Source organism: Undibacterium sp. Jales W-56 (genome assembly GCF_025548535.1).
Taxonomy (GTDB): Bacteria; Pseudomonadota; Gammaproteobacteria; order Burkholderiales; family Burkholderiaceae_D; genus Undibacterium.
Window position 1 is genome coordinate 668,731 of sequence record NZ_JAJLQW010000001.1, and the last position, 20,088, is coordinate 688,818.

Consider the following 20,088-nt stretch of genomic DNA (forward strand, 5'->3'; position numbering starts at 1 on the left):
CATGACCTGACCGGCAATTGACATAGGCAGGCAATCAATCATCCGAGCCATTCATTTGCCCGATGGATTTAATGGCATCCACCGCTATGGCTGCCAAAATTCGCCGGAGCGCTACCCTCGGCGCTCGCTAAATTCTGCAATATTCCGCAATCCGCGCTGGCCTGTGCTGTCTGACACAGGCTGCGCAATTCATGTAACTGCGTTTGCAAGCTGCTCAATTCGGCGATACGGGCGGCGACGTGCTGAATGTGCTCATCGAGCAGGGCATTCACCTGCGCGCAGTTTTCATTCGGCAAGTCTTTAAATTTTAGCAGGTGCCGGATCTCATCCAGAGTCATGTCCAGCGAGCGGCAATTACGGATAAATTGCAGGCGCTCGACATGCGTTTCGTTATACAGCCGGAAGTTGCCGTCGGAGCGGCCTGGCTGCGGCAGCAATTGTTCTTTTTCGTAGTAACGCACGGTTTCCACCAGGCAGCCTGTGCGTTTGGCCAATTCGCCTATCTTCAGATCATTTGGCATACCTCATTCCCCTTACCTTCTTTTTGCTTGACTCTATATCTGCTACAGGGTCTCTAATGCGTAATATACGCTTATTAAGGACCATCATGCCTACTCATCACGAACATACTTGCTGCGATCACGGGCATACCCATGCGCATTCAGCAACGCAAGCCAAGTCGGATAGAACGGCAGCGGCAGAGTCGCCGCATGCGGGCATCCCACCGGGTAGCAGCCGTACCAGCTTCCTGATCGACAACATGGACTGTCCAACCGAGGAGGCGTTGATACGCAGTAAATTCGCCGGCATGCCTGGAATTGGCAAACTCGATTTCAATCTCTTGCAGCGTAAATTAAGTATCGTTCACACCGACCAGTTACCGCAAATCAGCGCAGCCCTGGCCGCGATAGGGATGAATGCGGTATTGCTGCCAGCCAGCGGATCGCAGGAAATCAGGCCGGCAACAGCGCTTGCATCGCATAAATGGTGGCTGCTCGCAAGCGCCGGCGTAGCGGCGATTGCGGCGGAGTTGCTTGCCTGGTTCGGCGGCAATGAACATGGCTGGCCGGTGATGTCGCTGGCGCTGCTGGCGATTGTGATCAGTGGTTTGGGCACGTATAAAAAGGGCTGGATCGCTTTAATCAACTGGAACCTGAATATCAATGCCCTGATGGCGATTGCGGTCACTGGCGCGGTCTTGCTGCGACAGTGGCCCGAGGCGGCGATGGTGATGGTCTTATTCAACCTCGCAGAGATGATAGAAGCCTTGACGCTCAACCGCGCGCGCAATGCGATTCGCAGTCTGATGGCATTGACACCCGAACAGGCAAGCGTGTTGCAGGCCGATGGCAACTGGCAGATGCAAGCCGCTGCCAGCATCCATGTAGGTCAAACGATACGCGTTGCACCCGGTGAGCGGATTCCGCTGGATGGAGAACTAAGCAAAGGGCAGTCCTCAGTCAATCAGGCCCCCATTACGGGCGAAAGCATGCCTGTTGCGAAGCGAGTCGGCGATCAAGTATTTGCCGGTACGATCAACCAGACCGGCTCGTTTGAATATCTTGTGAGCGCATTGCAAACGGATTCCACCATAGCGCGCATCATTAAAGCGGTGGAAGAGGCGCAAGCGAGTAAAGCGCCGACCCAGCGTTTTGTCGATCAATTCGCTGCGTACTACACACCCATCGTGTTTGCGATTGCCTTGGCGGTTGCGGTGGTGCCGCCGTTGCTGTTGGGTTTACCGTGGATGATCTGGCTGTATAAAGCGCTGGTGCTGCTGGTGATTGCCTGTCCCTGTGCTTTGGTGGTTTCTACGCCCGTTACTGTGGTCTGCGGTCTGGCCGCTGCGGCAAAAGCAGGCATCCTGATCAAGGGCGGCATGTATCTGGAGCAGGGACGGGAATTGCGCAGCATCGCCCTGGATAAAACCGGCACGATTACCCAGGGCAAACCGGTCGTCACCGATGTGATTATGCTGGCAGCGACGGAGGAGTTCGCTGCTTTGCGCATTGCCGCTTTGCTGTCAGAGCGGTCGGATCATCCTGTTTCCGTGGCGATTTATCAGCATACTCAGCAATATATGCAGCAACAAACTCAGCAACATATCCAGCAACATATCCAGCAACATTCGCCGCAGTTTGATCAGGATACCGAACCGGATGCGGTGGTTGACTTCGAGGCCTTACCCGGTCGTGGTATCCAAGCCCGCGTTAATACGCAATTGCATTTCTTAGGCAATCATCGCTTGCTTGAAGAACTCGGTTTGTGCAGTCCAGAGATCGAGCAGCAGTTAAAGCGATTGGAGGCTGAAGGCAAGAGCGTGGTCGTGATCGGCCACAGCGTGAACGCTATCGCGATCATCGCTGTGGCCGATACGGTGCGCGCATCGAGTCGTCAGGCGATTGCCGAATTGCACAAGATGGGCATCCATACGGTGATGCTGAGCGGGGACAACCAGATGACGGTCAATGCGATCGCGCAATTGGTCGGGATCGATGAAGCGCGCGGCGGTTTATTGCCAGACGATAAGCTGGCAGCGCTGAAGCAGCAGATCAGCCAATACACGACAGTCGGCATGGTGGGAGACGGCATCAATGATGCGCCCGCCTTGGCCTGCGCGCATATCGGTTTTGCGATGGGCGCAGCGGGCAGCGATACCGCATTAGAGACTGCCGATGTCGCCCTGATGGACGACGACCTGAGAAAGATACCGCAATTCATCCGCCTGAGTCGCCAGGCGGCGGCTATCCTGAGGCAGAACATCGTCATCGCACTCGGGATTAAAGCGGTGTTCTTCGGACTGGCCTGTGCAGGCATCGCGACCTTATGGATGGCGGTATTTGCCGACATGGGCGCGAGCCTGATCGTGGTGTTTAATGGCCTGCGTTTATTGCGCTGGAAGCAGGCGGCTGACGCTGAATGCTGATGCCGATATGATCTAAACTGTACAATTTGCAATCCGACCTGACATGGTGTGCCAGATCAGGAACGGCTTAAATTGGCCGATTCTTGTGGTTCACCGTCGCTGAATGTATGTCAGCTTCGTCAGCTTTAACGGGCAGTCAGGTTGATATTTTTAACGCAAAGGTCTCGGGGGCGCCCGCTATCAGAAAATTAATGACCCGTCCTGAATTAGGTTGACACCTGTCGGTGCGCCGATTCACCGATCAGATAGTAGCTAAAGACGCCCGATGAATCTCATCGGGCGTTTTGTATTGTAAAGACTGATGCGGTCGTTCGCCGTTATAAATGCGCACGGATTCCAAAACCAGTGTCAGTCCTCCGCTAGCCATATTTGAAATATCGAACTACGTCAGCTCATTCATACATATAACGCAAAGCTGATCGGGACTGAGTGCAACGCACTGCAACCGAAGAGCATATGATTGAAAGAATACCGAAGGTCGAAATGCCTATTTGCGCAGTTTCCGAATCGAGCGTCGTGTTATGCATTTTCATTTCGAACCTGTGGCAACAACAGCCTGAAGTAACTCAGTTGCATGATTAATGATCGGCCCCGCCATAGCTTCGCGCTGCATTGCGGACATTGGCCCTTCACCAAAATAGAGGCCGTCCGAGACCAAAAATGTTAATCGTACATTTCCTTGTTTTGGGGGAGCTAATCGTGGCTTATCCCACGGCCCTATCTGCGACACAACCGGCGCTGAAACAGAAAATAATTTCTTAACCATCGGCAGAAAGCTTTCAACACTTTCAATGACAACGAGTTTGCCAGACTGATTAATATAGCGCACACCACCTTCCGAAAATGCGGCGAGTGTATCGAGGCCACCCTTGAGTGGTACTTCAATAATCACACCAAGCAAAATCTTTGGTTGAACAATTTTTCCTTGCTCGCGAAGACGCGAGAAAGCCAAAAATCGAACACGTCCTTCTGCCGAAGTGTCGGAAGCTAACGCTTCTAGAGCACCGAAATCGGAAGGGGCAGAAAATAGAATTGATTGCCAACGCGTGGGGGGCTCACTTGGCTTACTTTTAAACCCATCTGGATTGTCGCAGAAAAGTAAGTTGTAAATTACATTGATCGCATCATTGGAGTATGGCGAATAATGCGTGCCCGCGACTGAGTCAGAAGCAGCAGCGAAATTAAGACCAACTGCAGCGAGTAATTTACTAAACATAGGATGCATAACTTCAAATAGGGTGAAAAAAATTCCGCCTAACCTGGCGAGGTCGTTCGTTCGTAACCGTTGCTCTGCGCCGCTTTCCTTAATATGCCGTACAAATACACAGTATTAAACAAACAGGAAAGGCAGACAGCTTCCATGGGCACCGATCGTCTCACTTCCGAACTAAGTTCCAAACAAGCAAAGTTGCTAATCCGCGTTAAAAATTGTATTCGTGATAAGCACGATAGCTTACGTACAGAAGTAGCCTATGTCTACTGGATTCGATGGTACATCCGCTTCCATGGGCTACGCCATCCCATAGAGATGGGTGCCGCCGAGGTCAAAGCCTTCTTATCCGTTTTAGTCAGACAAAGTGATCAGTCGGGTTTGCGGAATTCATTCTCTATCCATGCATTGGCATTGCCCATCGAGAGTTTGTAGTTCGCGGCAACCCGTACTTTGGCCAGCTCATTGCTGTCAGCATCATGGGCCGATAAGATGGCGTAAGGATCGTCGTCATCCGGCACGATATCCAGGCTGATTTTATAGTCTGCCGTTGCCGTGCTGACCATCAGGCTCTTATGCAGAATCGCATGCAATTGTTGCTCATGACGGCGGATCACTTCGGACGCGGTTTTTACCAGTGTGCCAAAGGCATTCGCATCCAAGGGCTTGGGATTCTTTTTGTCGCGCCCCATAGTCCACGGACCAATCAGGGCCGGTTCAGGTTCGCCGTCCTTGATCATGGCAACCGCCCAGCCTTCATCGTCGTCATTCTTGATCACGCGTGCCGTCCAGCCTTTGTCCCGCCACAAGCGGGGTTCCTGAATTTTTTCAGCTGAATCTTGTTCGCTATCTTCAATTAAATCAGATGGATCGTCGAAGCTGCTCATCGGGTACTTTCGGTAATTTTTTGAAATAGGTAGTCGCCTGATGGAATATCTGGCTGGAGGTATTGAAAATAAAAAACCTCTTGAATTTTCAAGAGGTGAATGTTGAACGCATCTCTGCGACAGAGTGCAAGGGCGTTGTCAGACTAAGTGCCCCGATTGTAATGCATTTCCGGTTTTGCAGATGGAATCACATAGGCATCGCTATTGCAGATTAGCTCCGTAGGTACTACTTGCCTGCAGCCAGCGGCCTGGTATACAAATCGATGATGGTGCTGATGGCGTCGCTGCATACCCCGCAGAAAGTCTCGCTGCGATCAAACATGATGCATTGCATCTCAGGGCGATAATAGCCTTTGGATTCATAATTGGCGCCTTCAAAAGCACCGACTACATGCTGATGCGGCGCTTTTGAAAACAGGGCATTGTTGTATTGCAGGTCTTCTTTAAACAGCGCGTTCATTTCGGATTCCGGTCGGTTCGCGGCTCGCAGGGCAGTGCGCTTTTTCTGGTATTCACGTGCATGCTCATCATAGATTTCTTTTGGCCACGGACTAGGTAATGGGGTGCCTGCCTTTACTTTATTTTTCCACTTGAGTCGGGCCGGATCTTGCAAGGCGGTGACATTCGGTTCCCAGGGTTCCTGGTGTGTTGCGCTGGGCTGGTAGGCAACCGGCGAGGTGTAATATTCATCGGCCAGCCCGGCGAAGTGATGACCGAATTCATGGACGAATAAATACTTTGCCCAGTCATTGCCGGCTGCGGCGGTACTGAATTGACCGAAGATACCACCGCCGCCATAGGTGTCGTTATTGACCAAAATTTCGATGAACTCATACGGCGCATATTGTGCGATATCACGCAAGGCGCGATTGTCTGTGGTCAGCACATAGCGTTCGCTGCCAAAGATGTCATAGCGTGTTCCCAGGGCCGATGCGTGATACATCCCTGTGGAGGGACGGGAGACGCCGGATTCCTGGGTCGGCACTGCCATGGCCCAGACGTTGAAATCCGTTGCACGTTCACGGAACGGCGACACCTGAAATAAATGATCCGACAAGGTGCGCGCATCGTTCTCAAATTTCGCCATCTCGGCAGCCGTGTAGCCATCGCCTAGAATCAGCAGATCGACTTTTTGATCCGATGGGCCATTGACCCTGATCGGCAGGGTTTTGGCGGGCGCGGGACCTTGCTTGCGAATCACATCTTGTGCATCGGTATCGATATCGATACTCCACGCCACGACGAAGTTATTTTTTTCATCGCGCTTGAGGATGCGTACGCGCACCGGTTTTTCGGGTTTGGGGAAGCGCACGGATTCCTGAAAAGCGCGTTGTACACGGCTCGCTTCATCCGTGCTGCTCCACTCGCCGAAAATTGTTGAGAAACCTCGTGAGTACAGTAAGGCGCCGGTTTTTTGATCCAGTATCTCGACCTTATTGACACCGCGATCACTGTCGTCGATGGTGCGCGATAAATTGCCGGGCCAGGGCAAAGGTTCGATTAATACCCGCTCAATCGCATACTGTTCGGCGTTCGCATTGCCGGTATGCAGATAGTCAAGGCGCACTGTGGCCGGTGCCGTTGTTGTCGACGATGCGGCAGAGGCGATTGTTGCCGCCGTGGTTAATGCGGCAAGTGCTAGCAGAGTTGCCATCATCGTTTTAAAAGTAGTTCTATACACGTTAGCTCCGTTCTTGTCTTTATCGGTTATATCTACATCGTGGATTTTGCGGGCCCGGCGAGGATCAGGGAATTATTTTAAACTGCTGCACGCTAGCGCGAGCACAAATTGCATCGTAGGTTTGCGTTCGCAGTTGATGGCTCCTTTTTGAGGATTCATTTCTCAGCACTTGATCCACGTATCCATTTGAAAGAACAGAACATGACTGACCTGGCAAATTTCCCCATCACAAAAAAATGGCCTGCAATGCATCCCGATCGCTTGCAACTGTATTCACTGCCTACGCCGAATGGCGTCAAGGTATCGATTATGCTGGAAGAGACGGGACTTGCTTACGAAGCGCATCTGGTGAGTTTCGATACGAATGATCAGCTCTCCCCCGAGTTTTTATCGTTGAATCCAAACAATAAAATTCCCGCCATCATCGATCCCGACGGTCCCGGCGGTCAGCCGCTGGCGTTGTTTGAATCAGGCGCTATTTTGCTCTATCTGGCAGATAAGACGCAAAAATTTATTCCGCCAGATGCGGCGGTCCGCTATGAAACCATACAGTGGCTGATGTTCCAGATGGGCGGTGTCGGACCTATGTTCGGCCAACTCGGATTTTTCCATAAATTTGCCGGTAAGGATTATGCAGACAAGCGTCCGCGTGATCGCTATGTCGCCGAATCAAAACGCTTGCTAAGTGTTTTAAATCAGCGCTTGGCCGGACGAGACTGGATCATGGGTGATAGTTACAGCATCGCCGATATCGCCACCTTCCCGTGGATCAGGAATCTGATCGGATTTTATGAAGCAGGAGATTTGGTGGAGATGGCGCATTATCCGCATGTCACCAGGGTATTGCACCAATTCCTCGCGCGATCAGCAGTGCTGCGCGGACTGGAAATTCCTAAACGATAAAGGTATTAGCAGGAGGTGGTAGGGACTGAAACATCGTGTTTTGGATTGAAATAGGACTTACGCAAAAACCAAAACCTCTCACCACAGAGACACGGAGACACAGAGAACAGGCAAGAAGGGACTGAATACATAGCGTTTGATATTCATGAACCCGCAAGCTGAGTGCGCCTGTTGGCACGAAATGCCTCGGAAAGCCGCATCCAGTATGCGGGTTCAACGTACCTTGTTGTAAGCAACGTGTCGTTTTGCGTAAGTTCTATGAAAGAAAAGCACCATTCTCGCATTGGTGCTTTGGAAGAAAACGGATAGTTGAAAGTGTGCCCGAGTAAAAAATGTCACCGGGGTTTTATAAGGTCCACAGCATCGCAAAAACGGCTGCCGCCATCATCAGCGTCGCCAGCCATCCAAGCACCTTCAGTCTAGTGGTGACGACGAACTGCCCCATAATTTCTGGCTTGACCGCCATCAACATCATCACGACCATAATAGGAACAGAAATAACCCCATTGATCACAGCGCTCCAGTACAAGGCTTTGATTGGATCAATCTTGCTAAAGCCAAGAGCTATCCCGATTAAGGTCGAAACGGCGATGATTCCATAGAAGCGCTTTGCTCTCATTGGGGTTCGTTCAAGACTGTTTTTCCATTTGAATGCGCCTGCCATGGCATAGGCCGATGACCCCGCCAGGACCGGAATAGCGAGCAAGCCGGTGCCAATGATTCCGGCACTGAATAACAGGAAAGCGAACTCGCCAGCGATCGGACGTAATGCTGATGCAGCCTGCGCCGAAGTCTGAATTTCGGTAATCCCGTGTAAGTTGAGCGTCACCGCCGTGGTCAAGATAATGAAGAACGCCACCAGGTTCGAAAAACCCATACCGATATAGGTATCAATTTTAATCCGCTGCAGATTGGCTGCCGCTTGAGCCGGAGCCTTAATCAAGGGTTGAGCATGAGGATCCGCCAGCTGTTCTTCGACTTCTTGTGACGCTTGCCAGAAGAAAAGATAAGGACTGATCGTCGTACCGAACACAGCGACAACGGTTGTAATGTACTCCGTCTTCCAGGAGATTTGCGGGGCCAATACTCCCATGATGACCTGCGGCCAGGGGATCTGAACGACAAAAACCGTTGCCACATAGGCTAACAGAGCCAAGGTTAGCCATTTCAAGATGCGGACATAGCGACGATAGGGAATGAATACTTGAAGCAGCAATGACAAGACGCCGAATGCCACAGCGTAGCCTTGTGCCGGACCGCCGATGAGCAACTTAAGTGCTTCACCCATGGCAGATACATCGGCTGCAATGTTGATCGTATTTGCGATCAGCAACAGTCCGACTACGCCGTACAAAAGCCAACCCGGAAAGTGCAGGCGAATGTTGGTGGCCAAACCATGCCCGCTCACCCTCCCGATTCTGGCGCTTACCACCTGGATACCGACCATTAAAGGATAGGTGAATAATACGGTCCACAACATGTTGAAGCCGAATTGCGCACCGGCCTGCGAATATGTAGCGATCCCACTTGGATCGTCGTCAGCGGCGCCGGTAATCAGGCCGGGACCGAGTTTTTCTAGCCAGGATTTTTCTTCGTTTTGAAGCGTGGGTATCTTCTTTGGCATCAGTCGTCTATTCAGAGTAATTCGTATGCAGCCAAGATAGCATAGGTATGAAGTGCTCACGATGCTACACGGGAGGGTCTTCAGCGATTGATGCCGGTCAAAGTCTACCGGGAGAAAAGATCGTGAATACGCTGATCAAGATTGCGGCAAAGAAAACCATCGACAGCGACGAATAAGTTGCAATCAAGGACTGGTACGTGAGGTAAAAAAAGTACAGAACAAAATGGCACAAAAAGAGAGGTAATAAGAGGTAGGATAAGGTAAGACCAAGAGTCAATTATGGTTTTTTGTGGCAAACCGAATTGCAAGTTTTTAATCGGAATTTTTTCGAATTTAATAAATAAAAAACCCTGTAAAGCTTTGATTTTATTAGCTTTACAGGGTTCTCTAATTTGCCAATAACATTTAATGTTATTGGTGCCGAGAGCCGGAATCGAACCGGCACGCTGTCTCCAGCGCGGGATTTTGAGTCCCGTGCGTCTACCTATTCCGCCATCTCGGCAACGCAAGCGAAGATTATGACAGAAGTGACTTAAGATTGCAATAGTGCGTCTGCAATCCGCCATATTTTCTTAAGCTGTTTGGCGTTACTGCGCCTCTCTTTTACCGGTATTGCAGTTTCGTGGTGAGTCTATTGATTTTGAATTGACTACGTAATTGAGACGATAGCGTGGCATCATTTCTGATATAAATCGCAGCTCATATTTTAAAGCGAGATGCATTGCAATTCTGTCTCAAGATCTTCTGCGAGAACTTCCATTCCTAAGTATGGACTTCAAAATACTGCCTTGCTGAGGATTATTTTTTTAAATATAAAGTAAAAAGTTCATCTTTATCTGCAGCGCGATGGCCATCCCATACCCGCTCCCATTTACCTGGATAGGTATTGGTATCGACTTCGCTGGTTTGATGCAATCTTTGGCTCGATTGCAGAAGCAGCACATCGCATGAGCGCTCATTAAAGCCGGCAAAATGCAGGTGACCGAAATAGGCAAAGGAGGCGCGCTGCGAAGGGCCGATATTACTGTCGATGCATTGATACGTCTGCGGTATTTTTGCTTGCAATGCTTCGGTCAGCTTGGCGTAGCTGATGCGATGATTGATCATTGGTAATGCCAAAGTCAGCAGCAGCAACCAGCATAGAATGACGCCGCCGCTAGACAAGACCACCGCGCGCCAAAGCACCGATGGCTGACGAGAAATGCGCCAATACACCAGGGCAAACCAGGCGATAGTCGCAATCAAGGCGATCAGGAACGTGAAGAGATTAAAGCTTGCTTCATAACCCGGTGCCCAGCGTGTCATGGCCTTTGCTGCACTGGCTGGCCAGCCAGTTTGCAGGGCAATCCAATACAGCCAGAATAAAGCCGCAATGCCCGTCAACACCATGACGGCGAACCAGTCGACGGCATTAATTGCGCTGCGCTTCATGGTGGGTAAGCCAAAGGCGGCCAGAATCGCGAGCGGCGGCAAGATCGGCAGCAGGATGCCTTCTTCTGAAAACGGATTGAGCAGCGCCAGCAGGATAAAGCAGCCTAAGAACGTCACGGGCAAAGAAATATGCAAGGCCTTTTCTTGCTTGCGCCAGGCATAAATTGCCCATGCCGCGAATGGCCATGCAGGCCAGGCGAACCAGATGCCGTATTTCAGGAAGTAAGTGATGCTCGATACCGATGGCCAATCGATCTGGCGCGAGTTCCACAGCATCCAGGCAGGATAAGGTGAGCTGTCAAAGGGATTGACCATGGCGATAGCGAGCAGCCACGATCCTGCGACAATCAGCGCAACTGGGAATGTCAGCTTGAGCAGCAATTGATATTGAATTTGCTGACGATAAAAGCACAATGCAATTAAGCACAAACTCAATGCGGCCGGCAACACCCAGCCGCGTGTCAGAACCAGCAAGCCCAGGGTTAGTCCCAGCTTCAGTGCGCTGGTTTTGTTGCTGCTGTCGAGTAATCTGGCGCAGCCGTATAAGGCGTACGCGATGAGAGAAATCTGCAAGGCTTCGGCACTGGTTTCATGGCTGCGCACTAACAGGCCCAGGCAGCCGAGATAGATCAATAAAGCGCCATCTGCCAGGGTACGGCCAAAATCTTTGGCATCGGGTTGCCCGCCAAATGCCAGCTTCAACGGTTGCGCCTCAGTACGGCGGCCGAGCAAATATGTGGTGTACCAGACCGACACCGATCCCAGCATAAAGAACATGCCGGTGGCGACCCGCGCCGCCATTGCGTCGCCCAATAACCAGCCAAATAATTTAATGCAAATTGCTCCCAGCCAGAATGCCAGCGGACCTTCTTCCGGCATGGGCAGGCCGACGATATGCGGCCATAGCCAATCGTTCAGGCCGCCATGCGCCATCGTCCACATGATGCCAAAACTGGCGGCGTCGTCGCCCTTCCATGGATCGCGACCTATCAGGCCAGGCAGGATATACAGCAGACATAGCGCTAAGATGCCCCAGCGTGGCAGGGCGATGGTGGCGGCAGCAGGAAGGCGTACAGGCTTCATATGTCTCTATAAAATGAGCTATGACGAAAAACAATAGGGTTTAATAGATCGCAGTCGATCTTAATGATGTCAAGCGAATTGCAGTCCAGATTGTAGTGCAGTGCCGGATGAATCATTCATACTATTCTTGGCTGACGCCGGTAGATTGTTGCAAATTTAGCTTGCTGTAAAACTCTGTATCTTTTTAGCAGATCAGGTTAAATGAATCTTTGACGGATCATTTATAAAAAAAGGCAGCTCAAGCTGCCTTTTTTGTTCAACACATTCTTTGCAAACTTTAAAAGCGATCTTAGTTTGCAACAGAAGTTTTGGAACCAACAGTGCCGAATTTTTTACGGAATTTATCAACGCGGCCAGCGGTATCAACAATTTTGTGTTTACCAGTGTAGAAAGGATGGGATTCTGCAGAAACCTCAATCTTTACCAGTGGGTATTCTTTGCCTTCGAATTCCATTTTGTCACGTGTCTGGATAGTAGAACGTGTCACGAATTTGAAATCATTGGACACATCGTGGAACAGAACTTCACGATAATTTGGGTGGATGCCGTCTTTCATGCTTGCCTCAAAAAGTTTTGGTAGCCAATCACCACTTCGTCGGTCGCCTTGCTTCTTGACCCGATTGCCGATCACTTGCCTGATTTAAAAATATACTCTTGGCAGAATTGCCAGCCCGCGATTATACAATAAAATCATGGGTTTGCGCTATTCTGTGCGAGTTGCAGCAATCTGGGAACGATAGGAGATACGGTGGCAGCATCAATACATATAGGCATGAGCACGCTGATTCACGCAGTCGAGGTGGCTGGGATTATCGCTTTTGCCAGTTCGGGCTTTATTGAAGCGCGGCGCAAGAAAATGGATGTGGTCGGTGTGTTTACCGTGGCTTTCATCACTGCATTCGGGGGCGGAACCTTACGCGATCTGTTGCTGGACAGACGGCCTTTGTTTTGGGTTGAGCATCAGGAATATCCTTTGATGATCTTTGTGATGGCGCTGATTGCTACGCCATTCCTCAGGCATTTACGTCACGTGGTCACCGAAAAAATGATCCTGTATGCCGATGCGCTTGGCCTGGGCTTGTTCAGCGTGGTCGGGGCATCTCTGGCGCAAGAGGCGCAGATGCCGATTTTCGTCTGCGTCATGATGGGTGTCATCACCGGCATCTTTGGCGGGGTCCTGCGCGATATGATTTGCAATGAAATCCCCATGGTATTCCGGCGCGGACAGCTATATGCGACCTGTGCGTTCGCAGGTTGCTGGGCTTATCTGATCCTGAATTTGCTGGGTATGTCCGAGAGTGTTGCGGTGTTTTCAGGGATTGTGCTGACCTCGGCAATGCGATTGCTGGCAGTTCGTTTTGACTGGAAACTGCCAGGATGAAGAGGCTCTGACGCAATGTCGGGAAGGTATCTAGTCAATTGTTTTCAGCGGAGGGCGGGCCGCCAATCCTGCCATGAACATGTCTATCATCGCTTCCGAATGCTGGATCAGGCAATACGCTGATGTATCTTCCAGCCATTCATGGACGATACCCATTGCGTAGGCATGAATGGCTTGCATAACGATCCAGGTATCGGTATTGGCAGGCAGGCTGCCCTGTTCAACAGCTTGTATGACGATAGCCTGGACTTTTTGAAGGCATTCGATGCGTTTTTCGTCTTCGGCATCGAAAAAAAGCAGGTCGCTGTTTTTTTCGCAACGGTGAAAAATAATGTCGAAGACTTTGCGCTGCCGTTCGTCGCCGGTGACTTGCCTCAGAAAATGTAAATATAGCTGCTTGATGCTTGCCATTGGATCTTTGCTTGGCGTGGCGACAATTTCATTGAGCAGCGCTTCCATTGGCAGGAAGGCGCGGTCGCACATGGCTTGAAACAGGGCGCTTTTGTCCTTAAAGTGCCAGTAAATAGCGCCGCGCGTCATGCCCGCTGCATTGGCAACATCATTAAGCGTTGTACTGGTCACGCCTTTTTCGGCGAATACTTTTTCAGCCGCGTCGAGCAGCGCGCTATAGGTTTCCTGTGCTTCTTCTTTGGTTTTTCTGGCCATAATCGTTCTCCTGCTACTCAGATGCAGATGTCTTGCACCTGTCCTTGTATTTTTTGTTATCTTGTGAGGTCAATAATATTTTTTGTTCTGCATATTTACAAACATTCGTGAATGTATATAATAGCACATCGCACCCCCATCGAAAGAGAAAATTTCATGAGCCCACCTAATTCCGACCTCTCTAAAGCGATCCAAAAAATGTTCCCCATCTCTGTTGAATCATTCGAATCATTCGCTCATATGTCAGCCAATCCAGTCTCTCATTCTTCCATCCGTCTCTGGCTCATTGCCTCATTGAGCCTGCCTTTGCTGACTCTATCTGCTTGCGGCAAGCAGGATGCCAATGCGGCAGCGCATGGCGGGATGCCGCCGCCAGAAGTCAATGTTGTCACGGTCCAGCCAAGAAATCTGGCCATGGATTTTGAATACGTTGGCCAGACCGCCGGCTCCCGCGAGACCGAAGTACGCGCCAGAATTTCCGGTATTCTGGAAAAGCGCGTGTACGAAGAAGGTTCTCGTGTGAAGGCCGGCTCTGTCTTGTTCCAGATCGATCCGGGCACTTATCAGACCCAGTTAGCCTCGGCAGAAGCTGCCGCTGGCGTGACTGAGGCGAAGCTGAATCAGGCCAGGCGTGAATTCGCTCGGCTAACACCGCTGGCGGCTGAAAAAGCGATCAGCCAAAAAGAATTCGACGATGCGAAATCGAATCTGGAAACAGCCGAGGCGACCTACAAGCAATCGCGTGCGCAAGTCAATGAAGCCAAATTGAATCTGGGCTACACCAAGGTTGTTGCACCCATCGGCGGTGTCACCGGTATCGCGAATAAGTCGAACGGCAGCCTGGTTACGCCAAGCGATAGTTTGCTGACCACGATAGTGCAGACCGATCCTATCTATGTGAATTTCAGCGTCACCGAAGCCGATTATCTGAAGCTCAGCAAAGATGTCACAAGCGGCAAGATTGCCTTGCCGGGCAAGCGCGCGACGAACGGTAGCCTGGCATTTGATATCAAGTTGAAACTGGCTGACGGCAGCATTTATCCGACCACTGGCAAGATGAATTTCGCCAGCGAAAAGGTGAATCCTGCCAATGGCGGTTTTGATGCACGCGCGCAGATTCCTAATCCTGAAGGCAACTTGCGTCCCGGCCAATTCGTGCGTGTGATCCTGAACGGTGCGACCCGTAGTGCGGCGCTCGCCATTCCACAACGTGCGGTGATCGATAGTCCTATGGGCAAAATCGTCTTCACCGTATCGCCGGATAACAAACTGGCACCGCGTCCGGTTGAATTGGACGGCTGGAGCAATGGCGAATGGATCGTCACCAAAGGCTTGCAGGCAGGTGACCGCGTGCTGGTCGACGGTTTCATCAAGGCGCATGATCCCGGCATGACAGTGACACCGGTCGCGTTGACGGCGCAAGCTGCCGTCACGCCGGCACCAGCGCTGCCGCCAGCGTCTGCAGGTGCCAAGCCAGCCGCTGAATCTGCCAGCGCCAAAGCCGCTCCTGCCGCGAGTAAGTAAGCCCAATAAGCTACTTAAGCTCCCAACGAAGCTCCTGACAATACGCAATACGAGGCACAAGGACTATTCATGTTTTCAAAATTTTTTATTAACCGGCCGATTTTCGCGACAGTGCTGTCGCTGATTATCGTACTGGCTGGCTTGGCCGCATTGCGGATCTTGCCAATTTCGCGCTACCCGGAGATCTCTCCGCCGGTAGTCAATGTCACCGCGGTGTATCCGGGCGCTTCTGCCGAGGTCGTCGAGCGCACAGTAGCGGCACCGATTGAAGAGCAGATCAATGGCGTCGAACACATGTTGTACATGGATTCGACCTCATCTGCGGACGGCCGGGTATCGATCAATGTGACTTTTGAAGTCGGCACCAATCTCGATATTGCGGCGGTGAACGTCAACAACCGGGTGCGTCAGGCCGATGCCAAATTGCCGCAAGAAGTGCGCCGCCAGGGCGTGACGGTCTCCAAGAGCTCGGCCAATTTCCTGGTGGTGGCGGCCTTGTATTCTCCGGATAATCGTTACGACGCTTTGTATTTGTCCAACTATGCGACGCAAAACGTATTGGATGCAATCAAGCGCGTACCTGGCACCACCAATGTGCAGATTTTCGGTGCCAAGGATTATGCGATGCGGATCTGGATGCGCCCCGATCGTATGGCGCAACTGGGCATTACCGTGGCCGATATTTCGAATGCGATTACCGAGCAAAATGCCCAATACGCTGCGGGCAAGGTAGGTGCGCCGCCGAATAACACCGAAGAACTGACGATGACCGTCACCGCCAAAGGGCGATTGCTGGAGCCGTCCGAGTTTGCCAATATCATTGTCAAGACCGATAAGAGCGGTGCGACTGTACGCATCAAGGACGTGGCAAGAGTAGAGCTGGGCTCCAAGGATTACAACCTGTATGGTCGGGTCAATGGCCATCCATCCGCGAATATCGGTGTGTTCTTGCAAACCGGCGCCAATGCGCTGGATACGCGTAAAGCAGTCGAAGCAACCTTGCAGGAACTGAAAGCAAAATTTCCAGAAGGCATGGAGTACACCACACCGTATGACACGACGCCGTTTGTAACGGAATCGATTGCCGAAGTGCTAAAGACGCTGGGTGAGGCAATGGTGCTGGTCTTTATCGTGGTCTATCTGTTCTTGCAAAGCTGGCGTGCGACCATCATTCCGACACTGGCTGTTCCGGTGTCGCTGATCGGCACCATGGCAGGCTTGCATTTGCTCGGCTATAGCATCAACACATTAACCTTGTTCGGCATGGTGCTGGCAATCGGTATCGTAGTCGATGATGCGATCGTGGTACTGGAAAATGTGGAGCGCCTGATTAATGAAGAAGGCATGACGCCGAAAGATGCAGCGGTTGAAGCGATGCATGAAGTGACTGGCCCGGTGATTGCGATCGTTATGGTGCTGGTCGCCGCTTTCGGTCCAATTGCTTTCCTGGGCGGTTTGGCTGGCGAACTGTATCGTCAATTTTCGGTCACGATTTCTATTGCCGTGGTCTTATCCGGCATCGTTGCTCTGACTTTGACGCCTGCACTGTGCGCCATCCTGTTGAAACCGGGGGCAGAAAATCACCATCCATTCTTCTTGTGGTTCAACGCGGCATTCCTGCGCTTGACCAAACGCTATACCAATGGCGTGAGCTTCTTCATGAAGCGTGCTGTACTCGGTGTGCTGCTGTTTGGCGGCATGGTCGTAGTCACTGGTTTGCTGTGGAAAACAGTGCCGGGCGGCTTGGTGCCGGATGAAGATCAAGGCTACTTCCTTGGCGCTGCCATCATGCCAGAAGGCTCTTCGCTGGATCGTACCGATGCGATGGTCAGGCAAGTGGAAAGCGCCATGAAAACCAACAAGAATATCGATACCACCTTTGCACTGGTCGGCCTTGATTTCCTTGGCGGCGGCGGCTTGAAGTCGTCTGCTGCGACCATGTTCTTTCCGTTGAGGCCGTGGGAAAAACGCAATCAGTCGGCACAGCAAATGGTGGGTGAAGCGTATATGAAAACCGGCCACATCAAAGAAGGTTTACCTCTGTTCTTCAGTCCACCTGCGATTCAAGGCCTGGGGCAAACCGGCGGCTTTGAGTTTTATCTGCAAAACAAAGGTGAGGGTGGCGTCAAACGCCTGGCAGAATTGCTGCCAGCCTTGATTGCGGAGGCCAACAAACAGCCTGAACTGGCCGGCGTAAAAACCTTGTGGCAAGCCAATTCACCGCAATTGTATGTGGATGTCGACAATGAAAAAGCGCGTTCTATGGGCGTGGCCTTATCGGATATCTACAATACGCTGGCGGCGACCATGGGTAGCTATTACGTCAATGACTTTAATAAAAATGGGCGTATCTACACCGTGCAATTGCAGGCAGAAGGGCAGTTCCGCGCCAAGCCAGATGATATCGGCGGCATGTATGTCCGCTCCTCCAGTGGTGTGATGGTGCCGGTGCGTGCATTCACCACCATACGTTTCATTACGGGCCCCGATTCCGTGCAGCGTTTTAATGCTTTGCCATCGATTAAATTGCTGGGTGATGCGAAACCGGGATACAGCTCGGGTCAGGCGATTGCCGCAATGGAACGCGCCGCGAAAAATGTCTTGCCGACTGATACGGGTTATGACTGGGGTGGTGCTTCATTCCAGGAAAAACGCAGTAGCAACGCGGCTGGCCTGGCATTAGGTGCAGGCGTGCTGATGATTTTCCTGATCCTGGCTGCGCAATATGAAAAATGGTCTCTGCCATTCTCGGTTTTGCTGGCCATGCCTTTCGGTATCTTCGGCGCCTTGCTGGCAGTCTATCTGCGTCACTTCAACAATGACGTGTACTTCCAGATCGGCCTGGTGACCTTGCTTGGATTGTCGGCGAAGAATGCGATCCTGATTGTGGAGTTCGCAGTGATGAAAGTGCATGAAGGCTATGCGCCGGTGGCGGCAGCATTGGAGGCCGCGCGTTTGCGTTTCCGTCCGATTCTGATGACTTCACTGGCATTCATCCTGGGCGTAATGCCACTCGCTTTCTCGCACGGGGCCGGTGCTGCGGCACGGATGTCCCTCGGTACCGGTGTGCTGGGCGGCATGCTGGCAGCGACTTTCCTGGCGATCTTCTTTGTGCCGCTGTTTTTTAAGCTGATTAACGATAAGCGGTTTAAAACGACCGAAGCAGACTTCGAACATCCTGTGCATATTTTCCACAATGCGCCAGTTGCAGAAGTGAAGGAATAAATGATGACTACCTATAAATCCACCTCTAAACTGGCATTCACCGCGATCGCTGCCGGCTTGCTGCTGGCCGGTTGCGGCGCGGTCGGGCCGGATTATCAGCGACCTGCATTCGATATGCCAGCCACGCTGAATACCGCGGCGAATGCCTCCAAATCCGCAGCGACAGTCGAATGGCTGTCGTGGTGGAAATCTTTCCAGGATCCTGTGCTGAACAGTTTATTGGATGAGGCCGCTGCGCATAATCAGGATCTGGTATTGGCGGCAGGGCGAGTTGAAGAAGCCCGTGCGACCGCAACGGCAGCGAACTCCAATCGCTATCCGGCTGTCGATGCCAACCTGGTCGGCACCAAATCGCGCACTAGCCAGAATTCAGGCAAAGTGCCGGCCGGTTCGCCATTGATCGGCAAAGATTTTCAGGCGACTTTAAGTGCTTCGTATGAACTCGATTTCTGGGGCAAGCTGAGTCGTGCCGATGAGGCTGCGCGTGCCAGATTGCTGGCGCAAGAAGCCAATCGCGGCATTGTGATCAGCACCTTGTATTCGAATGTCGCGCAAAACTATTTCGCTTTGCGTGCCTATGATGCCCAGGTCGCACTGGCGGATTCTGCTTTAAAAACCCGCCAGGAAAATCTGCGTTTGCAACAAAAACGTTTTTCTGCCGGCTCGATCGGCGAGCTGGATTTGCATCAGGCAGAAGCAGAAGCTGCCGCCACCGAGATCACCCTGGCGCAAGCGAAACAAGCGTTGGCCAATACCGAATCGGCGATTGCCGTATTGCTCGGTCGCTCGCCAGCGGCGATTGCCAACCCGGATATCGCGCGCGGCAACAGCATTGACGGCATCTACCGGCAACTCAGTGTGCCTGCCGATCTGCCCTCCGATTTGCTGAATCGCCGACCAGACATCATCGCTGCCGAGCAGGGTCTGGTCGCGGCCAATACCGATGTCGGTCAAGCCAAGGCGCAGTATTTTCCGAGCCTGAAACTGACCACGGGTTATGGTTACGAATCCAAAGTATTTCAGGACTTGTTTAACCCGGCATCCTTGCTATGGAATCTCGGCGCCAATTTAGCGCAACCCATATTCCGCGCGGGTGCTATCGGTGCGGTTGTGTCCGGTGCCGAAGCGCGCAAGAGTCAGGCACTGGCGCAATATGTGCAAAGCGTGCAAGGGGCGTTCCGCGATGTGCATGATGCACTGATCAACACCAGCACCAATGAGCAAGTGTACGCCGCAGGCAACCGCCGCGTCATCGCCTTGAAAGACTCATTGCGTTTGGCCGAATTGCGCTACAAGAACGGCTATAGCGGCTATCTGGAAGTGCTGAGCGCGCAACGTGATTTGTTGCAGGCGGAATCTAGTCTGATCGACACCCAGCGTGCGCATCTGGCTGCTGTGGTCGGCATCTATAAAGCCGTTGGCGGCGGCTGGGCTAAACCGCAGAGTCTCGCGGCAAAGTAAGTGGTTTTAAAAAATAGGAACAAAGATGAGGAGCGAATCTGCATGACAGCTTCGCTCCTCTTTTTTGCGCCGTGCATGTTGAATGG

16 protein-coding genes, 1 tRNA gene and 1 pseudogene are annotated in these 20,088 nt (G+C 51.9%); 8 read left to right on the forward strand and 10 right to left on the reverse strand.

The genetic code is table 11. The annotated features are described in order from the left end of the window. Positions 1-68: 68 nt before the first annotated feature. On the reverse strand, positions 69-521 hold the full coding sequence (cadR, locus tag LPB67_RS03000) for a Cd(II)/Pb(II)-responsive transcriptional regulator (RefSeq protein WP_316685067.1): 453 nt from the start codon (positions 519-521) through the stop codon (positions 69-71). Between the two features lie 86 nt (positions 522-607). Between cadR and LPB67_RS03005 the strand changes: the two genes are divergently transcribed. Beyond that, positions 608-2,926, forward strand: coding sequence for a heavy metal translocating P-type ATPase (locus tag LPB67_RS03005; protein WP_262835581.1), 2,319 nt, complete (start codon positions 608-610; stop codon positions 2,924-2,926). 241 nt (positions 2,927-3,167) lie between these two features. Here the strand turns inward: LPB67_RS03005 and LPB67_RS19160 are convergent. Both LPB67_RS19160 and LPB67_RS03010 read right to left on the reverse strand, forming a co-directional pair. Beyond that, positions 3,168-3,272 (reverse strand): annotated as a pseudogene (locus LPB67_RS19160) (integrase core domain-containing protein); the annotation flags it as partial. A 183-nt stretch (positions 3,273-3,455) separates the two neighbouring features. Beyond that, positions 3,456-4,142: a hypothetical protein gene (locus LPB67_RS03010; protein WP_262835582.1), complete on the reverse strand. Its 687-nt coding sequence runs from the start codon at positions 4,140-4,142 to the stop codon at positions 3,456-3,458. A gap of 144 nt (positions 4,143-4,286) precedes the next feature. On the opposite strand from LPB67_RS03010, the gene LPB67_RS03015 reads away from it, so the two are divergent. Further along, positions 4,287-4,571, forward strand: a complete 285-nt coding sequence (locus tag LPB67_RS03015) for a phage integrase N-terminal SAM-like domain-containing protein (RefSeq protein WP_262835583.1) — start codon at positions 4,287-4,289, stop codon at positions 4,569-4,571. Here the strand turns inward: LPB67_RS03015 and LPB67_RS03020 are convergent. After that, positions 4,508-5,023, reverse strand: a complete 516-nt coding sequence (locus LPB67_RS03020; RefSeq protein WP_262835584.1) for a hypothetical protein — start codon at positions 5,021-5,023, stop codon at positions 4,508-4,510. The genes LPB67_RS03015 and LPB67_RS03020 overlap by 64 nt on opposite strands. Before the next feature lie 226 nt (positions 5,024-5,249). Continuing rightward, complete coding sequence (locus LPB67_RS03025; protein WP_262835585.1) at positions 5,250-6,677, reverse strand: IgA Peptidase M64; 1,428 nt, start codon at positions 6,675-6,677, stop codon at positions 5,250-5,252. Positions 6,678-6,905: 228 nt separating this feature from the next. On the opposite strand from LPB67_RS03025, the gene LPB67_RS03030 reads away from it, so the two are divergent. Then, a complete protein-coding gene (locus tag LPB67_RS03030; protein WP_262835586.1) occupies positions 6,906-7,607 on the forward strand; it encodes a glutathione S-transferase N-terminal domain-containing protein in 702 nt (233 codons plus the stop codon). Between the two features lie 346 nt (positions 7,608-7,953). On the opposite strand, the gene LPB67_RS03035 is transcribed toward LPB67_RS03030, so the two are convergent. Then, positions 7,954-9,231 carry an NRAMP family divalent metal transporter gene (locus LPB67_RS03035; protein ID WP_262835587.1) on the reverse strand — a complete coding sequence of 426 codons (1,278 nt, stop codon included), beginning with the start codon at positions 9,229-9,231 and terminating at the stop codon, positions 7,954-7,956. Between the two features lie 47 nt (positions 9,232-9,278). On the opposite strand from LPB67_RS03035, the gene LPB67_RS03040 reads away from it, so the two are divergent. Next, a complete protein-coding gene (locus LPB67_RS03040; RefSeq protein ID WP_262835588.1) occupies positions 9,279-9,407 on the forward strand; it encodes a hypothetical protein in 129 nt (42 codons plus the stop codon). 239 nt (positions 9,408-9,646) lie between these two features. Here LPB67_RS03040 and LPB67_RS03045 read toward each other — a convergent pair. From LPB67_RS03045 to LPB67_RS03055, 3 genes are all read right to left on the reverse strand, one after another. Beyond that, positions 9,647-9,733 (reverse strand) — tRNA-Leu (locus LPB67_RS03045). A 296-nt stretch (positions 9,734-10,029) separates the two neighbouring features. Further along, positions 10,030-11,745: an ArnT family glycosyltransferase gene (locus LPB67_RS03050; RefSeq protein WP_262835589.1), complete on the reverse strand. Its 1,716-nt coding sequence runs from the start codon at positions 11,743-11,745 to the stop codon at positions 10,030-10,032. 289 nt (positions 11,746-12,034) lie between these two features. Next, on the reverse strand, positions 12,035-12,301 hold the full coding sequence (locus LPB67_RS03055) for a type B 50S ribosomal protein L31 (protein WP_262835590.1): 267 nt from the start codon (positions 12,299-12,301) through the stop codon (positions 12,035-12,037). A 216-nt stretch (positions 12,302-12,517) separates the two neighbouring features. Here LPB67_RS03055 and LPB67_RS03060 point away from each other — a divergent pair, with 216 nt between their 5' ends. Then, positions 12,518-13,126 (forward strand): trimeric intracellular cation channel family protein, encoded by a 609-nt coding sequence (locus LPB67_RS03060; RefSeq protein WP_262836149.1) that lies wholly within the window; start codon positions 12,518-12,520, stop codon positions 13,124-13,126. 30 nt (positions 13,127-13,156) lie between these two features. On the opposite strand, the gene LPB67_RS03065 is transcribed toward LPB67_RS03060, so the two are convergent. Next, on the reverse strand, positions 13,157-13,792 hold the full coding sequence (locus LPB67_RS03065) for a TetR family transcriptional regulator (RefSeq protein WP_262835591.1): 636 nt from the start codon (positions 13,790-13,792) through the stop codon (positions 13,157-13,159). Between the two features lie 156 nt (positions 13,793-13,948). On the opposite strand from LPB67_RS03065, the gene LPB67_RS03070 reads away from it, so the two are divergent. The 3 genes from LPB67_RS03070 (at position 13,949) to LPB67_RS03080 (ending at position 20,002) form a co-directional block, all read left to right on the forward strand. Beyond that, a complete protein-coding gene (locus tag LPB67_RS03070; RefSeq protein ID WP_262835592.1) occupies positions 13,949-15,316 on the forward strand; it encodes an efflux RND transporter periplasmic adaptor subunit in 1,368 nt (455 codons plus the stop codon). Between the two features lie 69 nt (positions 15,317-15,385). Beyond that, positions 15,386-18,541, forward strand: coding sequence for an efflux RND transporter permease subunit (locus LPB67_RS03075; RefSeq protein ID WP_262835593.1), 3,156 nt, complete (start codon positions 15,386-15,388; stop codon positions 18,539-18,541). A 3-nt stretch (positions 18,542-18,544) separates the two neighbouring features. After that, positions 18,545-20,002, forward strand: a complete 1,458-nt coding sequence (locus tag LPB67_RS03080) for an efflux transporter outer membrane subunit (RefSeq protein WP_262835594.1) — start codon at positions 18,545-18,547, stop codon at positions 20,000-20,002. The last annotated feature ends 86 nt before the right edge of the window (positions 20,003-20,088 follow it).

Excerpts from the sequence above, each read along its gene's own strand:
- LPB67_RS03035 (WP_262835587.1), bottom strand. The coding sequence starts at position 9,231 with ATGCCAAAGAAGATACCCACGCTTCAAAACGAAGAAAAATCCTGGCTA.
- LPB67_RS03010 (WP_262835582.1), bottom strand. The coding sequence starts at position 4,142 with ATGTTTAGTAAATTACTCGCTGCAGTTGGTCTTAATTTCGCTGCTGCT.
- LPB67_RS03005 (WP_262835581.1), top strand. The coding sequence starts at position 608 with ATGCCTACTCATCACGAACATACTTGCTGCGATCACGGGCATACCCAT.
- LPB67_RS03075 (WP_262835593.1), top strand. The coding sequence starts at position 15,386 with ATGTTTTCAAAATTTTTTATTAACCGGCCGATTTTCGCGACAGTGCTG.
- LPB67_RS03065 (WP_262835591.1), bottom strand. The coding sequence starts at position 13,792 with ATGGCCAGAAAAACCAAAGAAGAAGCACAGGAAACCTATAGCGCGCTG.
- LPB67_RS03080 (WP_262835594.1), top strand. The coding sequence starts at position 18,545 with ATGACTACCTATAAATCCACCTCTAAACTGGCATTCACCGCGATCGCT.
- LPB67_RS03055 (WP_262835590.1), bottom strand. The coding sequence starts at position 12,301 with ATGAAAGACGGCATCCACCCAAATTATCGTGAAGTTCTGTTCCACGAT.
- LPB67_RS03020 (WP_262835584.1), bottom strand. The coding sequence starts at position 5,023 with ATGAGCAGCTTCGACGATCCATCTGATTTAATTGAAGATAGCGAACAA.
- LPB67_RS03060 (WP_262836149.1), top strand. The coding sequence starts at position 12,518 with ATGAGCACGCTGATTCACGCAGTCGAGGTGGCTGGGATTATCGCTTTT.
- LPB67_RS03015 (WP_262835583.1), top strand. The coding sequence starts at position 4,287 with ATGGGCACCGATCGTCTCACTTCCGAACTAAGTTCCAAACAAGCAAAG.
- LPB67_RS03070 (WP_262835592.1), top strand. The coding sequence starts at position 13,949 with ATGAGCCCACCTAATTCCGACCTCTCTAAAGCGATCCAAAAAATGTTC.
- LPB67_RS03030 (WP_262835586.1), top strand. The coding sequence starts at position 6,906 with ATGACTGACCTGGCAAATTTCCCCATCACAAAAAAATGGCCTGCAATG.
- cadR (WP_316685067.1), bottom strand. The coding sequence starts at position 521 with ATGCCAAATGATCTGAAGATAGGCGAATTGGCCAAACGCACAGGCTGC.
- LPB67_RS03050 (WP_262835589.1), bottom strand. The coding sequence starts at position 11,745 with ATGAAGCCTGTACGCCTTCCTGCTGCCGCCACCATCGCCCTGCCACGC.
- LPB67_RS03040 (WP_262835588.1), top strand. The coding sequence starts at position 9,279 with ATGAAGTGCTCACGATGCTACACGGGAGGGTCTTCAGCGATTGATGCC.
- LPB67_RS03025 (WP_262835585.1), bottom strand. The coding sequence starts at position 6,677 with ATGGCAACTCTGCTAGCACTTGCCGCATTAACCACGGCGGCAACAATC.